A 17170-nucleotide genomic window follows, 5' to 3' on the forward strand; every position below is an offset into this window, starting at 1 on the left:
CGCCCTCAACGATACGGCGCGTCGGCCGCGAGATTGGCCGCGATCTCGGCCTCCCAGCGGTCGCCGTTCGCCAGCAATTTGGCTTTGTTGTACATCAGCTCTTCGCGCGTTTCGGTCGCGAACTCGAAATTCGGACCTTCGACGATCGCGTCCACCGGGCAGGCTTCCTGGCAGAAGCCGCAATAGATGCATTTCGTCATGTCGATGTCGTAGCGCGTCGTGCGGCGGCTGCCGTCGTCGCGCGGCTCGGCCTCGATCGTGATCGCCTGGGCGGGGCACACGGCCTCGCACAGCTTGCACGCGATGCAGCGTTCTTCGCCCGAGGCGTAGCGGCGCAGCGCATGCTCGCCGCGGAAACGCGGCGAGATCGGGCCCTTCTCGTAGGGGTAGTTCATCGTCACGGTCGGCTTGAAGAAATACTTCAAGGTCAGCGCCATGCCCGTGACGAGTTCGGACAGGAGCAGCGATTTCGCGGCGCGGTCGAGGCCGGTGGCCATTGTGTTTCTCCCCATCCCCTCAGCGCGGGACCCAGCCGGTGGCCATCAGCACGCCGGCGGTCAAGACCACCCAGAACAGCGAGAACGGCAGGAACACTTTCCAACCGAGACGCATGAGCTGGTCGTAGCGGTAGCGCGGCATCGTCGCGCGCACCCACAGGAACACGAACAGGCAGAACGCGACTTTCAGCGCGAACCAGATCGGGCCCGGCACCCAGTTGAAGGGCGCGATATCGACCGGCGGCAGCCAGCCGCCCAGGAACAGGATCGAGGTCATCCCGCTCATCAGGATCATCGCCGCGTATTCGCCCAGGAAGAACAGCGCGAAGCTCATCGACGAATACTCGACGAAATAGCCGGCGACGATTTCGGACTCGCCTTCGGGCAAGTCGAAGGGCGAGCGGTTCGTTTCCGCCAAAGCCGAGATGAAAAAGATGACGAACATCGGGAACAGCGGCACGGCGAACCACATGTTCTTCTGCGCCATCACGATGTCGGTCAGGTTCAGCGAACCGACGCAGAGCAGCACGGTGATGATGACAAAGCCGATCGAGACTTCGTAGGACACCATCTGCGCCGCCGAGCGCATGGCGCCCAGGAACGCGTATTTCGAGTTCGACGCCCAGCCGGCCATGATGATGCCGTAGACGCCCAGCGACGAAATCGCGAAGAGATAGAGGATGCCGACGTTCAGATCGGACAGCACGATCCCGTAATCGAACGGGATCACCGCCCAGGCGACGAGGCTGAGCAGGAACGTCACCATCGGCGCCATCATGAACACGAACCGGTTGGCGCCGGTCGGCACGATGGTTTCCTTGAGCAGCAGCTTCAGGCCATCGGCGAAAGGCTGCAACAGGCCGAAGGGCCCGACGACGTTCGGGCCTTTGCGCAGCTGCATGGCGCCGATGACCTTACGCTCGGCGAGCGTCAGGAAGGCGACGGCCACGAGCAGCGGCACCACGATCGCGAGGATCTTCGCGATGATGATGGCGCCGGGGACGATCACGCCCCAGAGGAGATCGTTCTCAGCCATGCGTACCGGTCCGGGGCGCTTCGCCCTTCACGTAGACCCGGGTGCACTCGGCCATCGTCGCCGAGGCGCGGCTGATCGGGTCGGTCATATAGTAATTGTCGATCGGCGAGACGAACGCCGCCGGGTCCACCGCGCCCGCCTTGCCCAGCGCGCCGAGCGTGGCGGCCGGATGGGCGGTTTCGATTTCGGCGAACACGGGCGACGCCTTCGCCAAGCGCGCGCGCAACTGCGACAGCGTGTCGTAAGGCAGCTTGGCGCCCAGCGCGTCGGACAGCGCGCGCAGGATCTTCCAATCCTCCTTCGCTTCGCCCGGCGGGAACACGGCGATACGCGCGTGCTGCGCGCGGCCTTCGACGTTCACATAGGTCGCGTTCTTCTCGGTATAGGCGGCACCCGGCAGGATCAGATCGGCGCGATGGGCACCCTTGTCGCCGTGATGGCCCTGATAGATGACGAACGCCTTGCTGAGCTTCGACGTGTCGATCTCGTCGGCCCCCAGCAGATAGACGACGTCGATCTCGCCCTTCGAAGCACCGTCGAGAATGCCGGCGACGTCGCGCCCGTTCGCCCCCGGCACGAAGCCGAGTTCGAGGGCACCCACGCGGCCCGCGGCGGTGTTGAGCACGTTGAAGCCGTTCCAGCCGTCCTTGACGATACCGGCCTTGGCGGCGAGTTCGCCCGCCAGCGCCAACACGGCCGCACCGTCGGCGCGCGCGAGGGCACCCATGCCGATAATCAGCGTCGGCTTCTGCGCATTCTTCAAAGTCTCGAAGAACGCGTTCTTGCCCGAAGCCAAGTCGGCGAGCGTCGTCGGGCCCGCGCCGAGATATTCGTATTTGTAGCGCAGATCGAGCTGCGGCCCGATCGCGGCGATCTTCACCCCGCCCGCACGGTAGCGCTTGCGGATGCGCGCGTTCAGCACCGGGCTTTCCCAGCGCGGATTGGTGCCGATCAGCAGGATCGCGTCGGCATCTTCGATGCCTTGGACGGTCGAGTTGAACAGCCACGACGCGCGGTTCACCGGATCGATCTTGGCGCCATCTTGGCGGCAATCGAGATTGGCGACGCCGAGCCCGGCGAGAATATCCTTCAGGGCGGCAACCGATTCAGCGTCGGCGAGATCGCCGGCGATCGCGCCGATGCGCGACGCGTTCGTGCCCTTGAGCTTGGCGGCGGCGGCGGTCAGCGCCTCGGCCCACGAAATGGGCTGGAGCTTGCCGTCCTTGCGCAGATACGCACGGTCGAGGCGCTGGCGCTTCAAACCGTCGACGGCGTGGCGCGACTTGTCGCCGATCCACTCCTCGTTCGTTTCCTCGTTCAAGCGCGGCAGAACGCGCAACACTTCGCCGCCGCGCGCGTCGACTCGGATCGACGCGCCCAGCGCGTCGAACACGTCGATCGATTCCGTCTTGCGCAGTTCCCACGGGCGCGCCGTGAAGGCGTAAGGCTTCGACGTCAAAGCGCCGACCGGGCACAAATCGACGATATTGCCGGAGAGTTCGCTGGTCAGCGCCTTCTCCACATACGTGTCGATTTCCATATGCTCGCCGCGGAACACGGCGCCGAGTTCCTCGTTGCCCGCGACTTCGGTCGAGAAGCGCACGCAGCGCGTGCAATGGATGCAGCGCGTCATGGTCGTCTTGACCAGCGGCCCGATTTCCTTGTCGGGCACGGCGCGCTTGTTCTCGTGATAGCGGCTGCTGTCCTTGCCGTAGGACATCGCCTGATCCTGCAAATCGCATTCGCCGCCCTGATCGCAGATCGGGCAGTCGAGCGGATGGTTGATCAGCAGGAATTCCATCACGCCGTTGCGGGCCTTCTTGACCAGCGGCGTGTCGGTCTTGATGACTTGGCCTTCGGCGACCGGCATCGCGCAGGACGCGACGGGCTTCGGGCTCTTCTCCATCTCGACGAGGCACATGCGGCAATTGCCGGCGACCGACAGGCGCTCGTGATAGCAGAAGCGCGGCACTTCCTTGCCCGCGATCTCGCAGGCTTGGAGGACCGTGATGCCCGCGGGCACTTCGATCGTTTCGCCGTCGATGGTGACTTTCGGCATCGTTCGCTTCCCGTTATTCCGCGGCCTGGGCGGTGAGCGCCGCCTTGTAGTCGCGGATGCGCTGTTCCATGTGCGGGCGGAAATTGCGGATCAAGCCCTGCACGGGCCATGCGGCCGCGTCGCCCAGCGCGCAGATCGTGTGACCTTCGATCTGGCGGGTGACTTCTTCCAGCATGTCGATCTCGGAAAGATCGGCCTGGCCCTTCACCATGCGCTGCATGACGCGGTAGAGCCAGCCCGTCCCTTCGCGGCACGGCGTGCACTGGCCGCAGCTTTCGTGCATGTAGAAACGCGACAGGCGCGCGATCGCCTTCACGATGTCGGTCGACTTGTCCATGACGATCACGGCGGCCGTGCCCAGCCCCGAGCGATGCTCGCGCAGCGCGTCGAAATCCATCAGCACCGTGTCGCAGATCGACTTGGGCAACGCCGGCACCGACGAGCCGCCCGGAATGACCGCGAGCAGATTATCCCAGCCGCCGCGCACGCCGCCGCAATGCTTCTCGATGAGCTCCTTCAGCGGGATGCTCATCGCTTCTTCGACCGTGCAAGGCTTGTTCACATGGCCGGAGATGCAGAACAGCTTCGTGCCCGAATTCTTGGGCCGGCCGATACCGGCGAACCACGCGGCACCGCGACGGATGATCGTCGGCGCGACGGCGATGGATTCCACGTTGTTCACGGTCGTCGGGCAGCCATAGAGGCCGACACCCGCCGGGAAGGGCGGCTTCAGGCGCGGCTGGCCCTTCTTGCCTTCGAGCGATTCGATCAGCGCGGTTTCTTCGCCGCAGATATAGGCGCCGGCACCGCGATGCACATAAACGTCGAACTTCCAGCCCGAGCCGCACGCGTCGTCGCCGAGCAGCTTGGCGTCGTAGGCTTGCTGCACCGCGAGTTCGAGATGCGAGGCTTCGTTGTAGAACTCGCCGCGCACATAGATGTAGGCGGCATTGGCGCCCATCGCGAAACCGGCGATCAGGCAGCCTTCGATCAGCTTATGCGGATCGTGGCGCAGGATCTCGCGATCCTTGCACGTACCCGGTTCGGATTCGTCGGCGTTGACGACCAGATAATGCGGACGGCCATCCGATTTCTTCGGCATGAAGGACCATTTCATGCCGGTCGGGAAGCCCGCACCGCCGCGCCCGCGCAGGCCCGAATCCTGGACTTCCTTGATGATCCAGTCGCGGCCCTTGGCGAGAATGTCCTTGGTGCCGTCCCAATCGCCGCGCGCCATGGCGCCTTTCAGGCCCCAGTCGCCGTCGGCATAGAGATTGGTGAAGATGCGGTCCTTGTCCTGAAGCATCAGTCTTCTCCGGCACCCGTCTTGGCCGCGAACTCGGTCAGCGACGTGCGCCCGCCTTCGGGCATCGAATGCTGACGGCCCTTCATCGAACCCTTGGGCGGCACTTGGCCGCTGCGCAGCGCGTCGATCAGCTTTTCGGTCAGCGGACCGTCGAGATCTTCGTAGAAATCGTCGTTCACCTGGATGATCGGCGCGTTGACGCACGCCCCCAGGCATTCGACTTCGCGCACGGTGAACTGGCCGTCGGCCGAATGCAGGAACGACGCGTCCTGCTGGCCCTTGATGCCGAGCTTGCGCTCGCACGCGGCCATCACTTCGTCGGAGCCGCGCAGCCAGCACGGCGTGGTCGTGCAGACTTGCAGGAACCACTTGCCGACGGGCGCGAGGTTGAACATCGAATAGAAGGTCGCGACTTCGTAGACGCGGATCGGCGCCATATCGAGCAAGCCGGCGATGTAATCCATCGCCGCGCGCGGCAGCCAATTATGGTGCTGGCGTTGCGCGAGGTCGAGCAGCGGCAGCACGGCGCTGGCCTGACGGCCCGGCGGGTACTTGGCAATGATGCGCTGCGCACGCGCCAGATATTCGGGCGTGAAAACGAAGCTCGCCGGCTGTTCGACGTGAGAGTGGTTTGCGCCGCTCATCGATCGACTTCTCCGAACACGATGTCGAGCGAACCGATGATCGCGACGACGTCGGCCAACATGTGGCCCTTGGCCAGGAAATCCATCGCCTGCAGGAACGCGAAACCGGGTGCGCGGATCTTGCAGCGATAGGGTTTGTTCGTGCCGTCGGAAACGAGATACACGCCGAACTCGCCCTTGGGCGCTTCGACGGCGGTGTAGGTCTCGCCCGCGGGCACGTGATAGCCCTCGGTATAGAGCTTGAAGTGATGGATCAGCGCTTCCATCGACTTCTTCATCTCGCCGCGCGTCGGCGGCGTCACCTTGCGGTCCGGGCCCTTCACGGGACCGGAAGGCATCTTCTCCAGGCACTGCTTCATGATCCGCAGCGACTGGCGCATTTCCTCCATCCGGCACAGATAGCGATCGTAGCAATCGCCGTTCTTGCCGATGGGCACGTCGAATTCCATCTGGTCGTAGGCGTCGTAGGGCTGCGACTTGCGCAGATCCCACGGAATGCCCGACCCGCGCACCATCGGGCCCGAGAAACCCCAGGCCAGCGCGTCCGCCTTCGACACCACGCCGATATCGACCGTGCGCTGCTTGAAGATGCGGTTTTCGGTCAGCAGCGTTTCGATGTCGTCGATGATCTTCGGGAAATGCTCGACGAACTTCATCATGTCGTCGGCGAGACCCGCGGGCATGTCCTGCGACACCCCGCCCGGGCGGAAATACGCCGCGTGCAGACGCGCGCCGCACACGCGCTCGTAGAACTCCATCAGCGTTTCGCGCTCTTCGAAGCCCCATAGCAGCGGCGTCATGGCGCCGACGTCGAGGGCGAAGGTCGTGACGTTGAGGATGTGATTCAGGATGCGGCCGATTTCGGCGTAGAGCACGCGGATATATTGCGCGCGTGGCGGCGCCTGGATGCCCAGCAGCTTTTCCACCGCCAGCGCGTAGGCGTGCTCCTGGTTCATCGGCGAGACGTAGTCGAGGCGGTCGAAATACGGCACCGCCTGGAGATACGTCTTGTACTCGATGAGTTTCTCGGTGCCGCGATGGAGCAAGCCGATATGCGGATCGGCGCGCTCGATCACCTCGCCGTCCATTTCGAGCACGAGGCGCAGCACGCCGTGCGCGGCCGGATGCTGCGGCCCGAAATTGAGCGAGTAGTTCTTGATCTTGACCTGGCCGGCGGCGTGATCCGGATCGGCGGCGACGTTCGTCGTGGCGACGGGTTCGGCCATGATTACTGTCCCTTCGCCTTTTCGTCGCCCGGCAGCGGCGGCTTCGGCTCGCCGAGCTGGTTGAGGCCCAGGCCTTCCCACGGCGACATGAAATCGAAGCTGCGGAAATCCTGCGTCAGCTTCACGCGTTCGTAGACGACGCGGCGCTGCTCGGCGTCGTAGCGCACTTCGACATGGCCCGTGAGCGGGAAGTCCTTGCGCAGCGGATGCCCTTCGAAACCGTAATCGGTCAGGATGCGGCGCAGATCGGGATGGTCGGCGAAGAACACGCCGTACATGTCCCAGGTCTCGCGCTCGAACCAGCCCGCCGACGGAAACACGCCCACGGCCGACGGCACCGGATTGTTTTCGTCGGTCGTCAGCTTCACGCGGATGCGGCGGTTATGGCGCATCGACAGAAGATTGTAGACGACCTCGAACCGCTCGGGCTTGGCCGGCCAATCGACGCCGCACACATCCATCAACGCGCCGAACTTGCACGCGTCGTCGTCGCGCAAATACGTCAGCACGCGCACGATGGCGTCGCGGCGCACGGTCAGCGCCAGCTCGCCCTTCGCGATCTCGTGACCGATCAGATCGGCGCCCAAAGCGCCCGCGATCCGCTCGGCCAGGGGCTGAAGCCCCTCGTCCACCCACTCGGCCATGAAGTACCGGCTCCCAAAAACCCGAACTAGCGCAGGATGGAGGTCGTGCGCTTGATCTTCTTCTGAAGCTGCAGAATTCCGTAAAGCAGCGCCTCGGCGGTCGGCGGACAGCCGGGCACGTAGATGTCGACGGGCACGATGCGGTCGCAGCCGCGCACCACCGAATAGCTGTAATGGTAGTAGCCGCCGCCATTGGCGCAGCTGCCCATCGACAGCACCCAGCGCGGCTCGGCCATCTGGTCGTAGACCTTGCGCAAGGCGGGCGCCATTTTATTGGTGAGCGTGCCGGCGACGATCATCACGTCGGATTGGCGCGGGCTCGGCCGGAACACCATGCCGAACCGGTCGAGGTCGTAGCGGCTGGCGGCGGTGTGCATCATCTCGACCGCGCAGCACGCGAGGCCGAACGTCATCGGCCACAGCGAGCCGGTGCGCGCCCAGGCGACGAGCTTGTCGAGCTGCGCGATGACGAAGCCCTTCTCGGTCAGCTCGTCCGTCGCGGCCTTCAGCAGCGCGTCTTGCGCGGCACCGGGCGCCAGCGGTGCGCCGGAACCGGGGATCTGGATCACTCCCATTCGAGCGCTCCCTTGCGCCATTCATAGGCGAAGCCGATCGTCAGCACGCCGAGGAACACGACCATCGACCAGAAACCGAACATGCCGATCTCGCCCAGCGCCACGGCCCAGGGGAAGAGGAAGGCGACTTCGAGGTCGAAGATGATGAAAAGGATGGCCACGAGATAGAAGCGCACGTCGAATTTGCGGCGCGCATCCTCGAAGGCTTCGAATCCGCATTCGTAGGCGGAGAGCTTTTCGGCGTCGGGGCGTTGGCGGCCGGCGACCAGCGAGGCCAGGACCATCACGACCGACAACGCGATCGCAAGGCCCAAGAACAGCAATATCGGGAGGTACTCCCGCAATAGCTCGGTGTTCGCGTCCATGCTCCCCTCGACTTCCCGAACGGCGCGACGATACGCCGATCGACGCCCACCGTATAGGCCATCGCGGTCAATCTTGCCAATACATTAGGGCACCGCACACAAGCGGATGCCGCAATGCAGCAACCAATCGAATTGGTAGGAGATAGGGGAAAAGTCCTTCGGCGGAGTGGCGCGAGCGACGGGACTTGAACCCGCGGCCTCCGGCGTGACAGGCCGGCGCTCTAACCAACTGAGCTACGCCCGCATACCGGACTCCGCTCGAAGGACGGCGGTGTTTACAGCCCCACCCCTGCCCCGTCAAGCATTGTGGGTTAAGTCCGTCAAAATCTTCGCTTACTCGCCCGCCGCGCGGGTTTTAGCTTCGGGGAATAGCCCCAGCAGCCCGTCGCGGGTCGCAGGACAGATGCCGCGCTCCGTAACGAGTGCGGTCACGAGTCGCGCGGGCGTCACGTCGAACGCATCGTTGCGCGCGGGGCTACCCGGGGCCGCGATATCGACCTCCACCACGCTGCCATCGGCCAAACGCCCGGCGATGCGCGTGACTTCCAGCGACGCGCGTTCCTCGATCGGGATTTCCTTAACGCCGTCCACGACGGTCCAATCGATCGTCGGACTCGGCAACGCGACATAGAACGGCACGCCGTTATCCTGCGCGGCCAGCGCCTTCAGATACGTGCCGATCTTGTTGCAAACGTCGCCGCGCGCGGTGACGCGATCGGTGCCGACGATGCAAAGATCGACGAGCCCGTGCTGCATCAAATGCCCGCCCGAATTGTCGGCGACGATGTGATGCGGCACACCATGGCGGCCGAGTTCGAACGCAGTGAGCGAAGCGCCTTGGTTGCGCGGCCGGGTTTCGTCGACCCACACATGCACGGGAATGCCCTTGTCGAACGCCTTGTAGATCGGCGCGATGGCCGTGCCCCAATCGACGGTCGCAAGCCAGCCGGCATTGCAATGGGTCAGGATGTTGACGACGCCCTGACGGCCCTTCTTGTCCCAGGCCGCTTCGATCAGCTTCAAGCCCTGATCGCCGATCGCTTCGCAGATCGACACGTCCTCGTCGCAGATTCCGGCGGCGAGCGCCCAGGCGAGCTTGGCGCGCGCGGCGGGCGCCAACGGCGCCACGGCGTTGCGCACGCGATCGAGCGCCCAGCGCAGATTGATCGCCGTGGGGCGCGTCGCCGCCAGCTTGTCGTAGGCGGCGTTCATCGCGGCGTCGGACGGATCGGCGGCAAGCGCGATCGCCATACCGTAGGCGGCGGTGGCGCCGATCAACGGCGCGCCGCGCACGATCATCGCTTTGATCGCGTGGGCGGCTTCGTCGAGTGTGGCGAGCCGCTTGGTTTCGAATTTATGGGGCAGTTTGGTCTGGTCGATCACTTCGACCGCGACGGCGCCGTCAGCGACGGGCCAAATCGTTCGATAATGCTTGCCGTCGATCTTCATCGGACCCCACCTTGAAAGCGCCGGTGGTGGGCGGTGAGGGGATCGAACCCCCGACCCTCTCGGTGTAAACGAGACGCTCTCCCGCTGAGCTAACCGCCCTTCCCGGCAGAGAGGTTGTGGCTTAGTTCAGCCCGTCCCTCAAGTGTTTGCCCGCTTTGAATTTGGGCGCGCGCGTGGCGCTCAAACGGATCGCTTCGCCGGTGCGCGGGTTGCGGCCCTGGCAGGCCTTGCGCTGGGACACGTAGAACGTGCCGAAGCCGAACAGCTTCACTTCCCCGCCCTTGCGCAATTGCCGCGCGATCGTGTCGAACGCGGCGTCGAGAGCGGCGGATGCCTGATCCTTGCTCAATTCGGTTTCCGCCGCGACGGCGGCGATCAAATCGTTCTTATTCAAGGCCCCGGCCCCGCTCGTTTGTGCGGACCGTTCTTGGCAAAGCGAAGCGCCCGCGTCAATCACGTCGAGTCGGAAATCCATCTTGACAACGTCCGATAAACGTACGGCCGGCTGGGTTATCCCCAACCGGCCGTCTTTTATCCACTTGGACGCGGAAGTTTTCAGTGCGTGCGCAGTCCCGTCGTCGCGTCGTCGGTTCCCGTTTTCGCGGGCACCGCTTCGATGTCGGGTTCCTTCCACTCGATCGGCTTGAGCGGTTCGGTCAGCGCGCGCGCGAGCACTTCGTCGGCCGTGGACACCGGAACGATATCGAGCCCCTTCTTCGCGTTCTCGGGAATCTCGACCAAGTCCTTCTCGTTGTCCTTCGGGATCAGCACGGTCTTGATGCCGGCATGCAACGCGGCCAGCAGCTTTTCCTTCAAGCCGCCGATCGGCAGCACGCGGCCGCGCAGCGTGATCTCGCCGGTCATCGCCACATCCTTGCGCACGGCGATGCCCGTGAGCACGGAGACGATGCCCGTGACCATGCCGACACCCGCCGACGGACCGTCCTTGGGCGTCGCCCCTTCCGGCACGTGAATGTGGATGTCGCGCTTGTCGAACAGCGGCGGCTTGATGCCGAAGCTCGTGGCCCGGCTGCGGACGTAAGCCGCCGCGGCCTGCACCGATTCCTGCATCACGTCGCCGAGCTTGCCGGTGATCGTCATCTTGCCCTTGCCGGGCGAGAGGACGGCCTCGATCGTCAACACTTCGCCGCCGACTTCCGTCCAGGCGAGACCGTTGACCAGGCCCACGCGATCCTCGAGCTCGACTTCGCCCCAGCGGAATTTCTTCACGCCGGCGAATTTCTCGAGATTCTTGGTGCTGACCTTCACCGACTTCACGCCGTCGACCAGGATCGTCTTCACCGCCTTGCGCGTCAGGCCCGCGATCTCGCGTTCCAGACTGCGCACGCCCGCTTCGCGGGTGTAGAAGCGGATCAGATCGCGCAAGCCTTCGTCGGTGATCGCCCACTCGCCCTTCTTGAGCCCGTGCATTTCCTCCTGCTTCGGGATCAAGTGCCGGCGCGCGATTTCGATCTTCTCCTCCTCGGTGTAACCCGACAGGCGGATGATCTCCATGCGGTCCAGCAGCGGCTGGGGCATGCGCAGCGTGTTCGCCGTCGTCACGAACATCACGTCCGACAGGTCGTAATCGACCTCGAGGTAATGATCGTTGAACGTCGAGTTCTGTTCGGGATCGAGCACTTCGAGCAGCGCCGACGCGGGGTCGCCGCGCCAATCGGCGCCCAGCTTGTCGATCTCGTCGAGCAGGAAGAAGGGATTCGACGACTTCGCCTTCTTCATGCCCTGGATGATCTTGCCGGGCATCGAACCGATATAGGTCCGTCGATGGCCGCGGATTTCCGCCTCGTCGCGCACGCCGCCGAGCGACACGCGCACGAAGTTGCGGCCCGTCGCCTTCGCGATGGACTTGCCGAGCGACGTCTTGCCCACGCCGGGCGGACCGACGAGGCACAGGATGGGGCCGCGCAGCTTCACCGTGCGCTCCTGCACGGCCAAGTATTCGACGACGCGCTCCTTGACCTTCTCCAGGCCGTAATGGTCGGCGTCGAGCAACTTGGCGGCGTTCTTCACGTCGCGCTTGATCTTGGTGCGCTTCTTCCACGGGATCGTCAGGATCCAGTCGAGATAGTTGCGCACCACCGTGGCTTCGGCCGACATCGGGCTCATGGACCGCAGCTTCTTCAGCTCCGCCATCGCCTTGTCGCGCGCGTCTTTCGAGAGCTTGGTCTTCTTGATCCGCTCTTCGAGCTCCGACGCTTCGTCCTTGCCGTCGTCCTGCTCGCCCAGCTCCTTCTGGATCGCCTTGAGCTGTTCGTTCAGATAGTACTCGCGCTGCGTCTTCTCCATCTGCCGTTTGACGCGGTTCCGGATGCGCTTTTCCACCTGCAGGACGCCGATCTCGCCTTCCATCGCGCCGTAGATCTTCTCCAGGCGCTGGGAAACGGTGTCGATGTCGAGAAGCTCCTGTTTTTCAGCGATCTTTAAAGCCAAGTGCGACGCGATCGTGTCCGCGAGCTTGCCCGGCTCGTCGATCTGATTGACCGACACCAGCACTTCGGGCGGGATCTTGCGGTTGAGCTTGATGTACTGCTCGAACTGGCCGACGGCCGTGCGCACGAGCGCTTCCATCTCCGCCGCCGGGCCCGTCTTGTCGGGCATCGCTTCGGCGTAGGCTTGGAAGAAATTCGGGTTCTCGACCCATTTGGACACGCGCGCGCGCGTGCCGCCTTCGACCAGCACCTTCACGGTGCCGTCGGGCAGCTTCAGCAATTGCAGCACCGTGCCGATCGTGCCGACTTCGTAGATGTCGTCGGGCTGCGGATCGTCCTGCGCGGCGTTCTTCTGGGCGACGAGCAAGATCTGCTTGTCGTCCTTCATCACGTCTTCGAGCGCACGGACCGACTTTTCGCGACCGACGAACAACGGCACGATCATGTGCGGGAACACGACGATGTCGCGCAACGGCAGTACCGGATAGAGCGTCCCGCTTGTGCTTTCCATGAAACCCGTAACTCCTGAAAGAAGCCCGCTTTCGGCCATCCCCCGCTGACGGGCGAATGGCACACGCGTCTTCGACGACGATAAAAGCATCCTGAAGCGGATGCCCACGGAAGGAAAGTTGGGCCCGAAGCGGCCGGGGATCAAGCCCGACTCGGCCTGGGGCCGGCGACGCGCCTTCTAGGGGCGCGCCGCCCTACGCCTTGGACTTACGCCGAAGCGCCGCCGACTTGCTGGGGCATGGCGCGATCGCCGTGCACTTGCAAGGGCTTGGCGCGGCCTTCGACGACCTCGCCATTGATCACGACTTCTTCGATGCCGGTCATGCCGGGCAGATCGAACATCGTGTCGAGCAGGATGCCTTCCATGATGGAACGCAAGCCGCGCGCACCCGTCTTGCGCTGGATCGCCTTGCGCGAAATGGCGCGCAACGCGTCTTCCGCGAAGGTGAGCTTGATGCCTTCCATCTCGAACAGGCGCTGATACTGCTTCACCAGCGCGTTCTTGGGTTTTTGCAGGATGTCGATCAGCGCGTCTTCCGACAGGTCGGACAACGTCGCGACCACCGGCAGACGGCCGATGAACTCCGGGATCAGGCCGAAGCGCAACAGATCCTCGGGCTCCACTTCACGCAGAATGTGGCCGGCGGTCCGTTCCTCGGGCCCGCGCACATCGGCGCCGAAACCGATCGACGTGCCGCGCGAGCGCTGCGCGATGATCTTCTCGAGGCCGGCGAACGCGCCGCCGCAGATGAACAGGATGTTGGTCGTGTCGACCTGCAGGAATTCCTGCTGCGGATGCTTGCGCCCGCCTTGCGGCGGCACGGAGGCGATCGTGCCTTCCATGATCTTGAGCAGCGCCTGCTGCACGCCTTCGCCCGACACGTCGCGCGTGATCGACGGGTTTTCGGATTTGCGGCTGATCTTGTCGACTTCGTCGATATAGACGATGCCGCGCTGCGCGCGCTCGACGTTGTAGTCGGCGGCTTGGAGCAGACGCAGGATGATGTTTTCGACGTCCTCGCCTACGTAACCGGCCTCGGTCAGCGTGGTGGCGTCGGCCATCGTGAACGGCACGTCGATGATACGCGCCAGCGTCTGGGCCAGCAGCGTCTTGCCGCAACCCGTGGGGCCGACGAGCATGATGTTCGACTTGGCGATCTCGACTTCCGCGCCCTTCCCGCCATGGGCCAGGCGCTTGTAGTGATTATGCACGGCCACCGACAGCACGCGCTTGGCGTGTTCCTGGCCGATCACGTAATCGTCGAGAACGGTGCAGATGTCCTTCGGCGTGGGCACGCCGTCGCGCGACTTCACGAGGGTGGTCTTGTGCTCCTCGCGAATGATGTCCATGCACAATTCGACGCATTCGTCGCAGATGAATACGGTCGGGCCCGCGATCAGCTTGCGGACCTCGTGCTGGCTCTTGCCGCAGAACGAGCAGTACAGCGTGTTCTTGGAATCGCCCGAGGACTTGTTCATCGGTTCTCCGTCCGGACCGGCGCCCCGAAAAAGGACTCCGGTATTGCGGGGATGTTAGCCCCGCGATGGCCTTGCAGCAACAATACCACCCGGGCGAACCGAGCGGGAACGATACGCGTTAACCCTACCGTTTACGCGGCTTTGCTGCCCTCGTCGGCGCGCGGCGGGCGCTGAACGACGACTTCGTCGATCAGACCGAAGGCCTTCGCCTCCTCGGGGTTCATGAAGCGGTCGCGCTCCAGCGCCTGCTCGATCGCCTCGAGCGGCTGGCCGGTGTGGCGGACATAGATCTCGTTCAGGCGCTTGCGCAGGCTGAGGATTTCGCGCGCCTGGATTTCGATGTCGGTCGCCTGGCCTTGGGCGCCGCCCGACGGCTGGTGGACCATGATGCGCGAATTGGGCAGCGAGAAACGCTTGCCCTTGGCGCCGGCGGCGAGCAGCAGCGAGCCCATCGACGAAGCCTGACCGATGCAAACCGTCGCCACGTCGGGGCGGATATATTGCATCGTGTCGTACATCGCGAGACCCGACGTCACCACGCCGCCCGGCGAATTGATGTAGAGCGAGATGTCCTTCTTCGGATTCTCGCTTTCCAGGAACAGCAGCTGCGCGCAGATCAGGCTGGCGATGCCGTCGTTGACGGGACCGACCATGAAAATGATCCGCTCCTTCAACAGGCGCGAGTAGATGTCGAAGGCACGCTCGCCGCGCGCGGTCTGTTCGATGACCATCGGCACGAGGGCGTTCATCTGCACGTCGATCGACATTGGGGTGTGCTCCTGCGCTTAACGCGCCTGAAAACGAAAAGGGCCTTCGGAACCATTTAGGTCCGAAAGCCCCCTTCGATCAAGAGATCGGAAAAAAGAAGCCGGATCAGGCGGCTTCGTCTTCCTTGAACAGTTCCTCGACGGTAACCGGCTTATCGGTCACCTTGGCGAGTTCCAGGATGAAATCGACGACCTTCTCCTCGAAAATCGGCGCGCGCAGCTGGGCGAGCAGTTCCGGATTCGAGCGGTAGAATTCGACGACCTGGCGTTCTTGGCCGGGGAAGCGGCGGACCTGTTCGCCCAGCGCCCGGTTCACTTCGTCCTGCGTGACCTGGACGTCGTTGGCGCGGCCGACTTCGGCGAGCAGCAGGCCCAAGCGCACGCGGCGCAGCGCGATCGCCTTGTACTCGTCCTTCAGCTGGTCGTCGTTCTTGCCCTTGTGTTCCGGGTCCTCGACGCCGCGCTTGCGATCGGCTTCGACCTGGCCCCAGATCTGCTGGAATTCCATTTCGAGCATGCCCGGCGGCACTTCGAAGCTATGCGCGTCCGACAGCTTGTCGAGCAACGCGCGCTTCACCTTGGCGCGCGCGGCGCGCTGGTAGTCGCGCGACAGCTGGTCCTTCACGACCTTCTTGACGGTTTCCAGATCCTCGAAGCCGAGGCCCTTGGCGAATTCGTCGTCGATCGTCACGGGAAGCGGCTCGCGCAGCTCCTTGATCTCGACCTTGAAGGTCGCGGCCTTGCCCGCGAGCTTTTCCGAACCGTATTCGGCCGGGAACGTGACGTTCACGTCGACCTTGTCGCCGGCCTTCTTGCCGACGAGCTGGGCTTCGAAGCCCGGGATGAACTGGTTGGAGCCGAGTTCGAGGGGATGGTCGTTGCCCTTCCCGCCCGGGAACGCTTCGCCGTCCATGAAACCTTCGAAATCGATCACGGCGGTGTCGCCGAGCTTGGCTTCGCGCGCGGCTTCGACCTTCTGGGTCTTGCGCTGCGAGGCCGCGAGGCTGTCGAGCGCCTTGGCGATTTCCGCTTCGCCCGGTTCGGCCTTCGGACGTTCCAGATCGATGGTTTTGAAATCGACCGGCACGATTTCCGGCAGCACTTCCAGCGACACCGTGTATTCGAGGTCCTTGCCCTCGTCGAACGAGGTCACTTCGATCTTCGGCTGCATCGCGGGCTTGAGGTTGCGCTCGAGCAGCGCCTGGCTCGTCGTGTCCTGTACCGCGCGCTGGAGCACGTCGCCCATCACCGACTGGCCGAAGCGCTTCTTGATGACGCCCTTGGGCGCCTTGCCCGGACGGAAGCCCGGCAGATTCGCCTTCTTGGCGACTTCGTCGAGTTCGACGTCGATCTTCTGGGCGATGTCGGCGGCCGAAACGACGACCTTGTAGCCGCGCTTGAGACCTTCGTTGAGCGTTTCGGTGACTTGCATGGATTGAAAACTCGTTTGTCGTTGGGGCGCCGGAGGCTCGATCGCGCGGGCGAGGCTGGTGCGGGCGGAGGGACTTGAACCCCCACGACTTTCGTCACAAGAACCTAAATCTTGCGCGTCTACCAGTTTCGCCACGCCCGCCTGTCGCCGGATTTGGGCCCAGCGTCGAACCCCAGCGGCGTTCGGGCGCCTCTCCTACCCGTACCCCCTATTTCCGTCAACCCGCGCGCGGCGCTGCCGATTTTATCGCGCAATTAACCATCATAAATTTGGGGTATCTAAAAACGCATAGCATCGAATGGCGAAGGCAGTTATTTTGCAATACTCCAAGTGAAAACTGTAAATTTTCCTGTTACGCCAATCTCTTAACGGAATTGCCAAAAATCCTGATTTTATAAATATGTCAATGACATGATCGGATTGATTGCGGGGTTTGGCATACAAATTTCCTGTCATTATGTTACAGGAATCGAGCGGTTTTGCTAAAATTTTTAGCAGAATCCAGGGGAATTCTCCCCTGAAATGCCGACAGAAGACCGGCTGTTGGGAGCCTTAACGATGTCGAATTCGATTAACACCAATGTCGGCGCCCTCGTCGCCCTCGCTTCGTTGCGCACCACGCAGTCGGCCCTGTCCGTCGCCTCCAAGCAGGTGCAGACCGGCTATCGCGTCGCCGATGCGCAAGACGACGCGTCGACCTTCTCGGTCGCGCAGGGCATTCGCGGCAACCT

The 17170-nt window shown here is 63.6% G+C and carries 16 protein-coding genes and 3 tRNA genes; 1 reads left to right on the plus strand and 18 read right to left on the minus strand.

All coding sequences use genetic code 11. The annotated features are described in order from the left end of the window. Window positions 1–5 precede the first annotated feature (5 nt). The 18 genes from nuoI to J0H39_13145 form a co-directional block, all read right to left on the minus strand. On the minus strand, window positions 6–497 hold the full coding sequence (gene nuoI, locus J0H39_13060) for an NADH-quinone oxidoreductase subunit NuoI (protein MBN9497680.1): 492 nt from the start codon (window positions 495–497) through the stop codon (window positions 6–8). Window positions 498–516: 19 nt separating this feature from the next. Beyond that, window positions 517–1533 (minus strand): NADH-quinone oxidoreductase subunit NuoH, encoded by a 1017-nt coding sequence (gene nuoH / locus J0H39_13065; GenBank protein MBN9497681.1) that lies wholly within the window; start codon window positions 1531–1533, stop codon window positions 517–519. Next, window positions 1526–3592: an NADH-quinone oxidoreductase subunit G gene (locus tag J0H39_13070; protein ID MBN9497682.1), complete on the minus strand. Its 2067-nt coding sequence runs from the start codon at window positions 3590–3592 to the stop codon at window positions 1526–1528. Before J0H39_13070 ends, nuoH begins: the two co-directional genes overlap by 8 nt. Before the next feature lie 13 nt (window positions 3593–3605). After that, window positions 3606–4898 (minus strand): NADH-quinone oxidoreductase subunit NuoF, encoded by a 1293-nt coding sequence (gene nuoF / locus J0H39_13075; GenBank protein MBN9497683.1) that lies wholly within the window; start codon window positions 4896–4898, stop codon window positions 3606–3608. Continuing rightward, window positions 4898–5542, minus strand: a complete 645-nt coding sequence (nuoE, locus tag J0H39_13080) for an NADH-quinone oxidoreductase subunit NuoE (GenBank protein MBN9497684.1) — start codon at window positions 5540–5542, stop codon at window positions 4898–4900. Before nuoE ends, nuoF begins: the two co-directional genes overlap by 1 nt. Then, window positions 5539–6768, minus strand: coding sequence for an NADH-quinone oxidoreductase subunit D (locus J0H39_13085; protein ID MBN9497685.1), 1230 nt, complete (start codon window positions 6766–6768; stop codon window positions 5539–5541). Before J0H39_13085 ends, nuoE begins: the two co-directional genes overlap by 4 nt. A gap of 2 nt (window positions 6769–6770) precedes the next feature. After that, the gene (locus J0H39_13090; protein MBN9497686.1) at window positions 6771–7412 is read right to left on the minus strand and encodes an NADH-quinone oxidoreductase subunit C; all 642 of its coding nucleotides are present in this window, start codon (window positions 7410–7412) and stop codon (window positions 6771–6773) included. 26 nt (window positions 7413–7438) lie between these two features. Next, entirely contained in the window at window positions 7439–7987 is a 549-nt protein-coding gene (locus J0H39_13095; GenBank protein MBN9497687.1) for an NADH-quinone oxidoreductase subunit B, read from the minus strand. Further along, on the minus strand, window positions 7978–8352 hold the full coding sequence (locus J0H39_13100) for an NADH-quinone oxidoreductase subunit A (protein MBN9497688.1): 375 nt from the start codon (window positions 8350–8352) through the stop codon (window positions 7978–7980). Before J0H39_13100 ends, J0H39_13095 begins: the two co-directional genes overlap by 10 nt. Before the next feature lie 167 nt (window positions 8353–8519). After that, a tRNA-Asp gene (locus tag J0H39_13105) sits at window positions 8520–8596 on the minus strand. An 89-nt stretch (window positions 8597–8685) separates the two neighbouring features. Then, window positions 8686–9801, minus strand: coding sequence for an S-methyl-5-thioribose-1-phosphate isomerase (mtnA, locus tag J0H39_13110; protein MBN9497689.1), 1116 nt, complete (start codon window positions 9799–9801; stop codon window positions 8686–8688). 24 nt (window positions 9802–9825) lie between these two features. Next, window positions 9826–9900: transfer RNA gene (locus J0H39_13115), tRNA-Val, on the minus strand. 22 nt (window positions 9901–9922) lie between these two features. Continuing rightward, window positions 9923–10195, minus strand: coding sequence for an HU family DNA-binding protein (locus tag J0H39_13120; protein MBN9497690.1), 273 nt, complete (start codon window positions 10193–10195; stop codon window positions 9923–9925). A 161-nt stretch (window positions 10196–10356) separates the two neighbouring features. Continuing rightward, window positions 10357–12762: an endopeptidase La gene (gene lon, locus J0H39_13125; GenBank protein MBN9497691.1), complete on the minus strand. Its 2406-nt coding sequence runs from the start codon at window positions 12760–12762 to the stop codon at window positions 10357–10359. 206 nt (window positions 12763–12968) lie between these two features. Continuing rightward, the gene (clpX, locus tag J0H39_13130) at window positions 12969–14240 is read right to left on the minus strand and encodes an ATP-dependent Clp protease ATP-binding subunit ClpX (protein MBN9497692.1); all 1272 of its coding nucleotides are present in this window, start codon (window positions 14238–14240) and stop codon (window positions 12969–12971) included. Window positions 14241–14371: 131 nt separating this feature from the next. Beyond that, window positions 14372–15007, minus strand: coding sequence for an ATP-dependent Clp endopeptidase proteolytic subunit ClpP (clpP, locus tag J0H39_13135; protein ID MBN9497693.1), 636 nt, complete (start codon window positions 15005–15007; stop codon window positions 14372–14374). Between the two features lie 106 nt (window positions 15008–15113). Further along, window positions 15114–16439 (minus strand): trigger factor, encoded by a 1326-nt coding sequence (locus J0H39_13140; protein MBN9497694.1) that lies wholly within the window; start codon window positions 16437–16439, stop codon window positions 15114–15116. A gap of 56 nt (window positions 16440–16495) precedes the next feature. Beyond that, window positions 16496–16580, minus strand: a tRNA-Leu gene (locus J0H39_13145). 381 nt (window positions 16581–16961) lie between these two features. On the opposite strand from J0H39_13145, the gene J0H39_13150 reads away from it, so the two are divergent. Beyond that, on the plus strand, window positions 16962–17170 hold a 209-nt coding region (locus tag J0H39_13150), incomplete at its 3' end, for a hypothetical protein (protein ID MBN9497695.1).

The sequence above is a fragment of the Alphaproteobacteria bacterium genome (genome assembly GCA_017308135.1).
In the GTDB taxonomy this organism is placed as follows: Bacteria; Pseudomonadota; Alphaproteobacteria; order CACIAM-22H2; family CACIAM-22H2; genus Tagaea.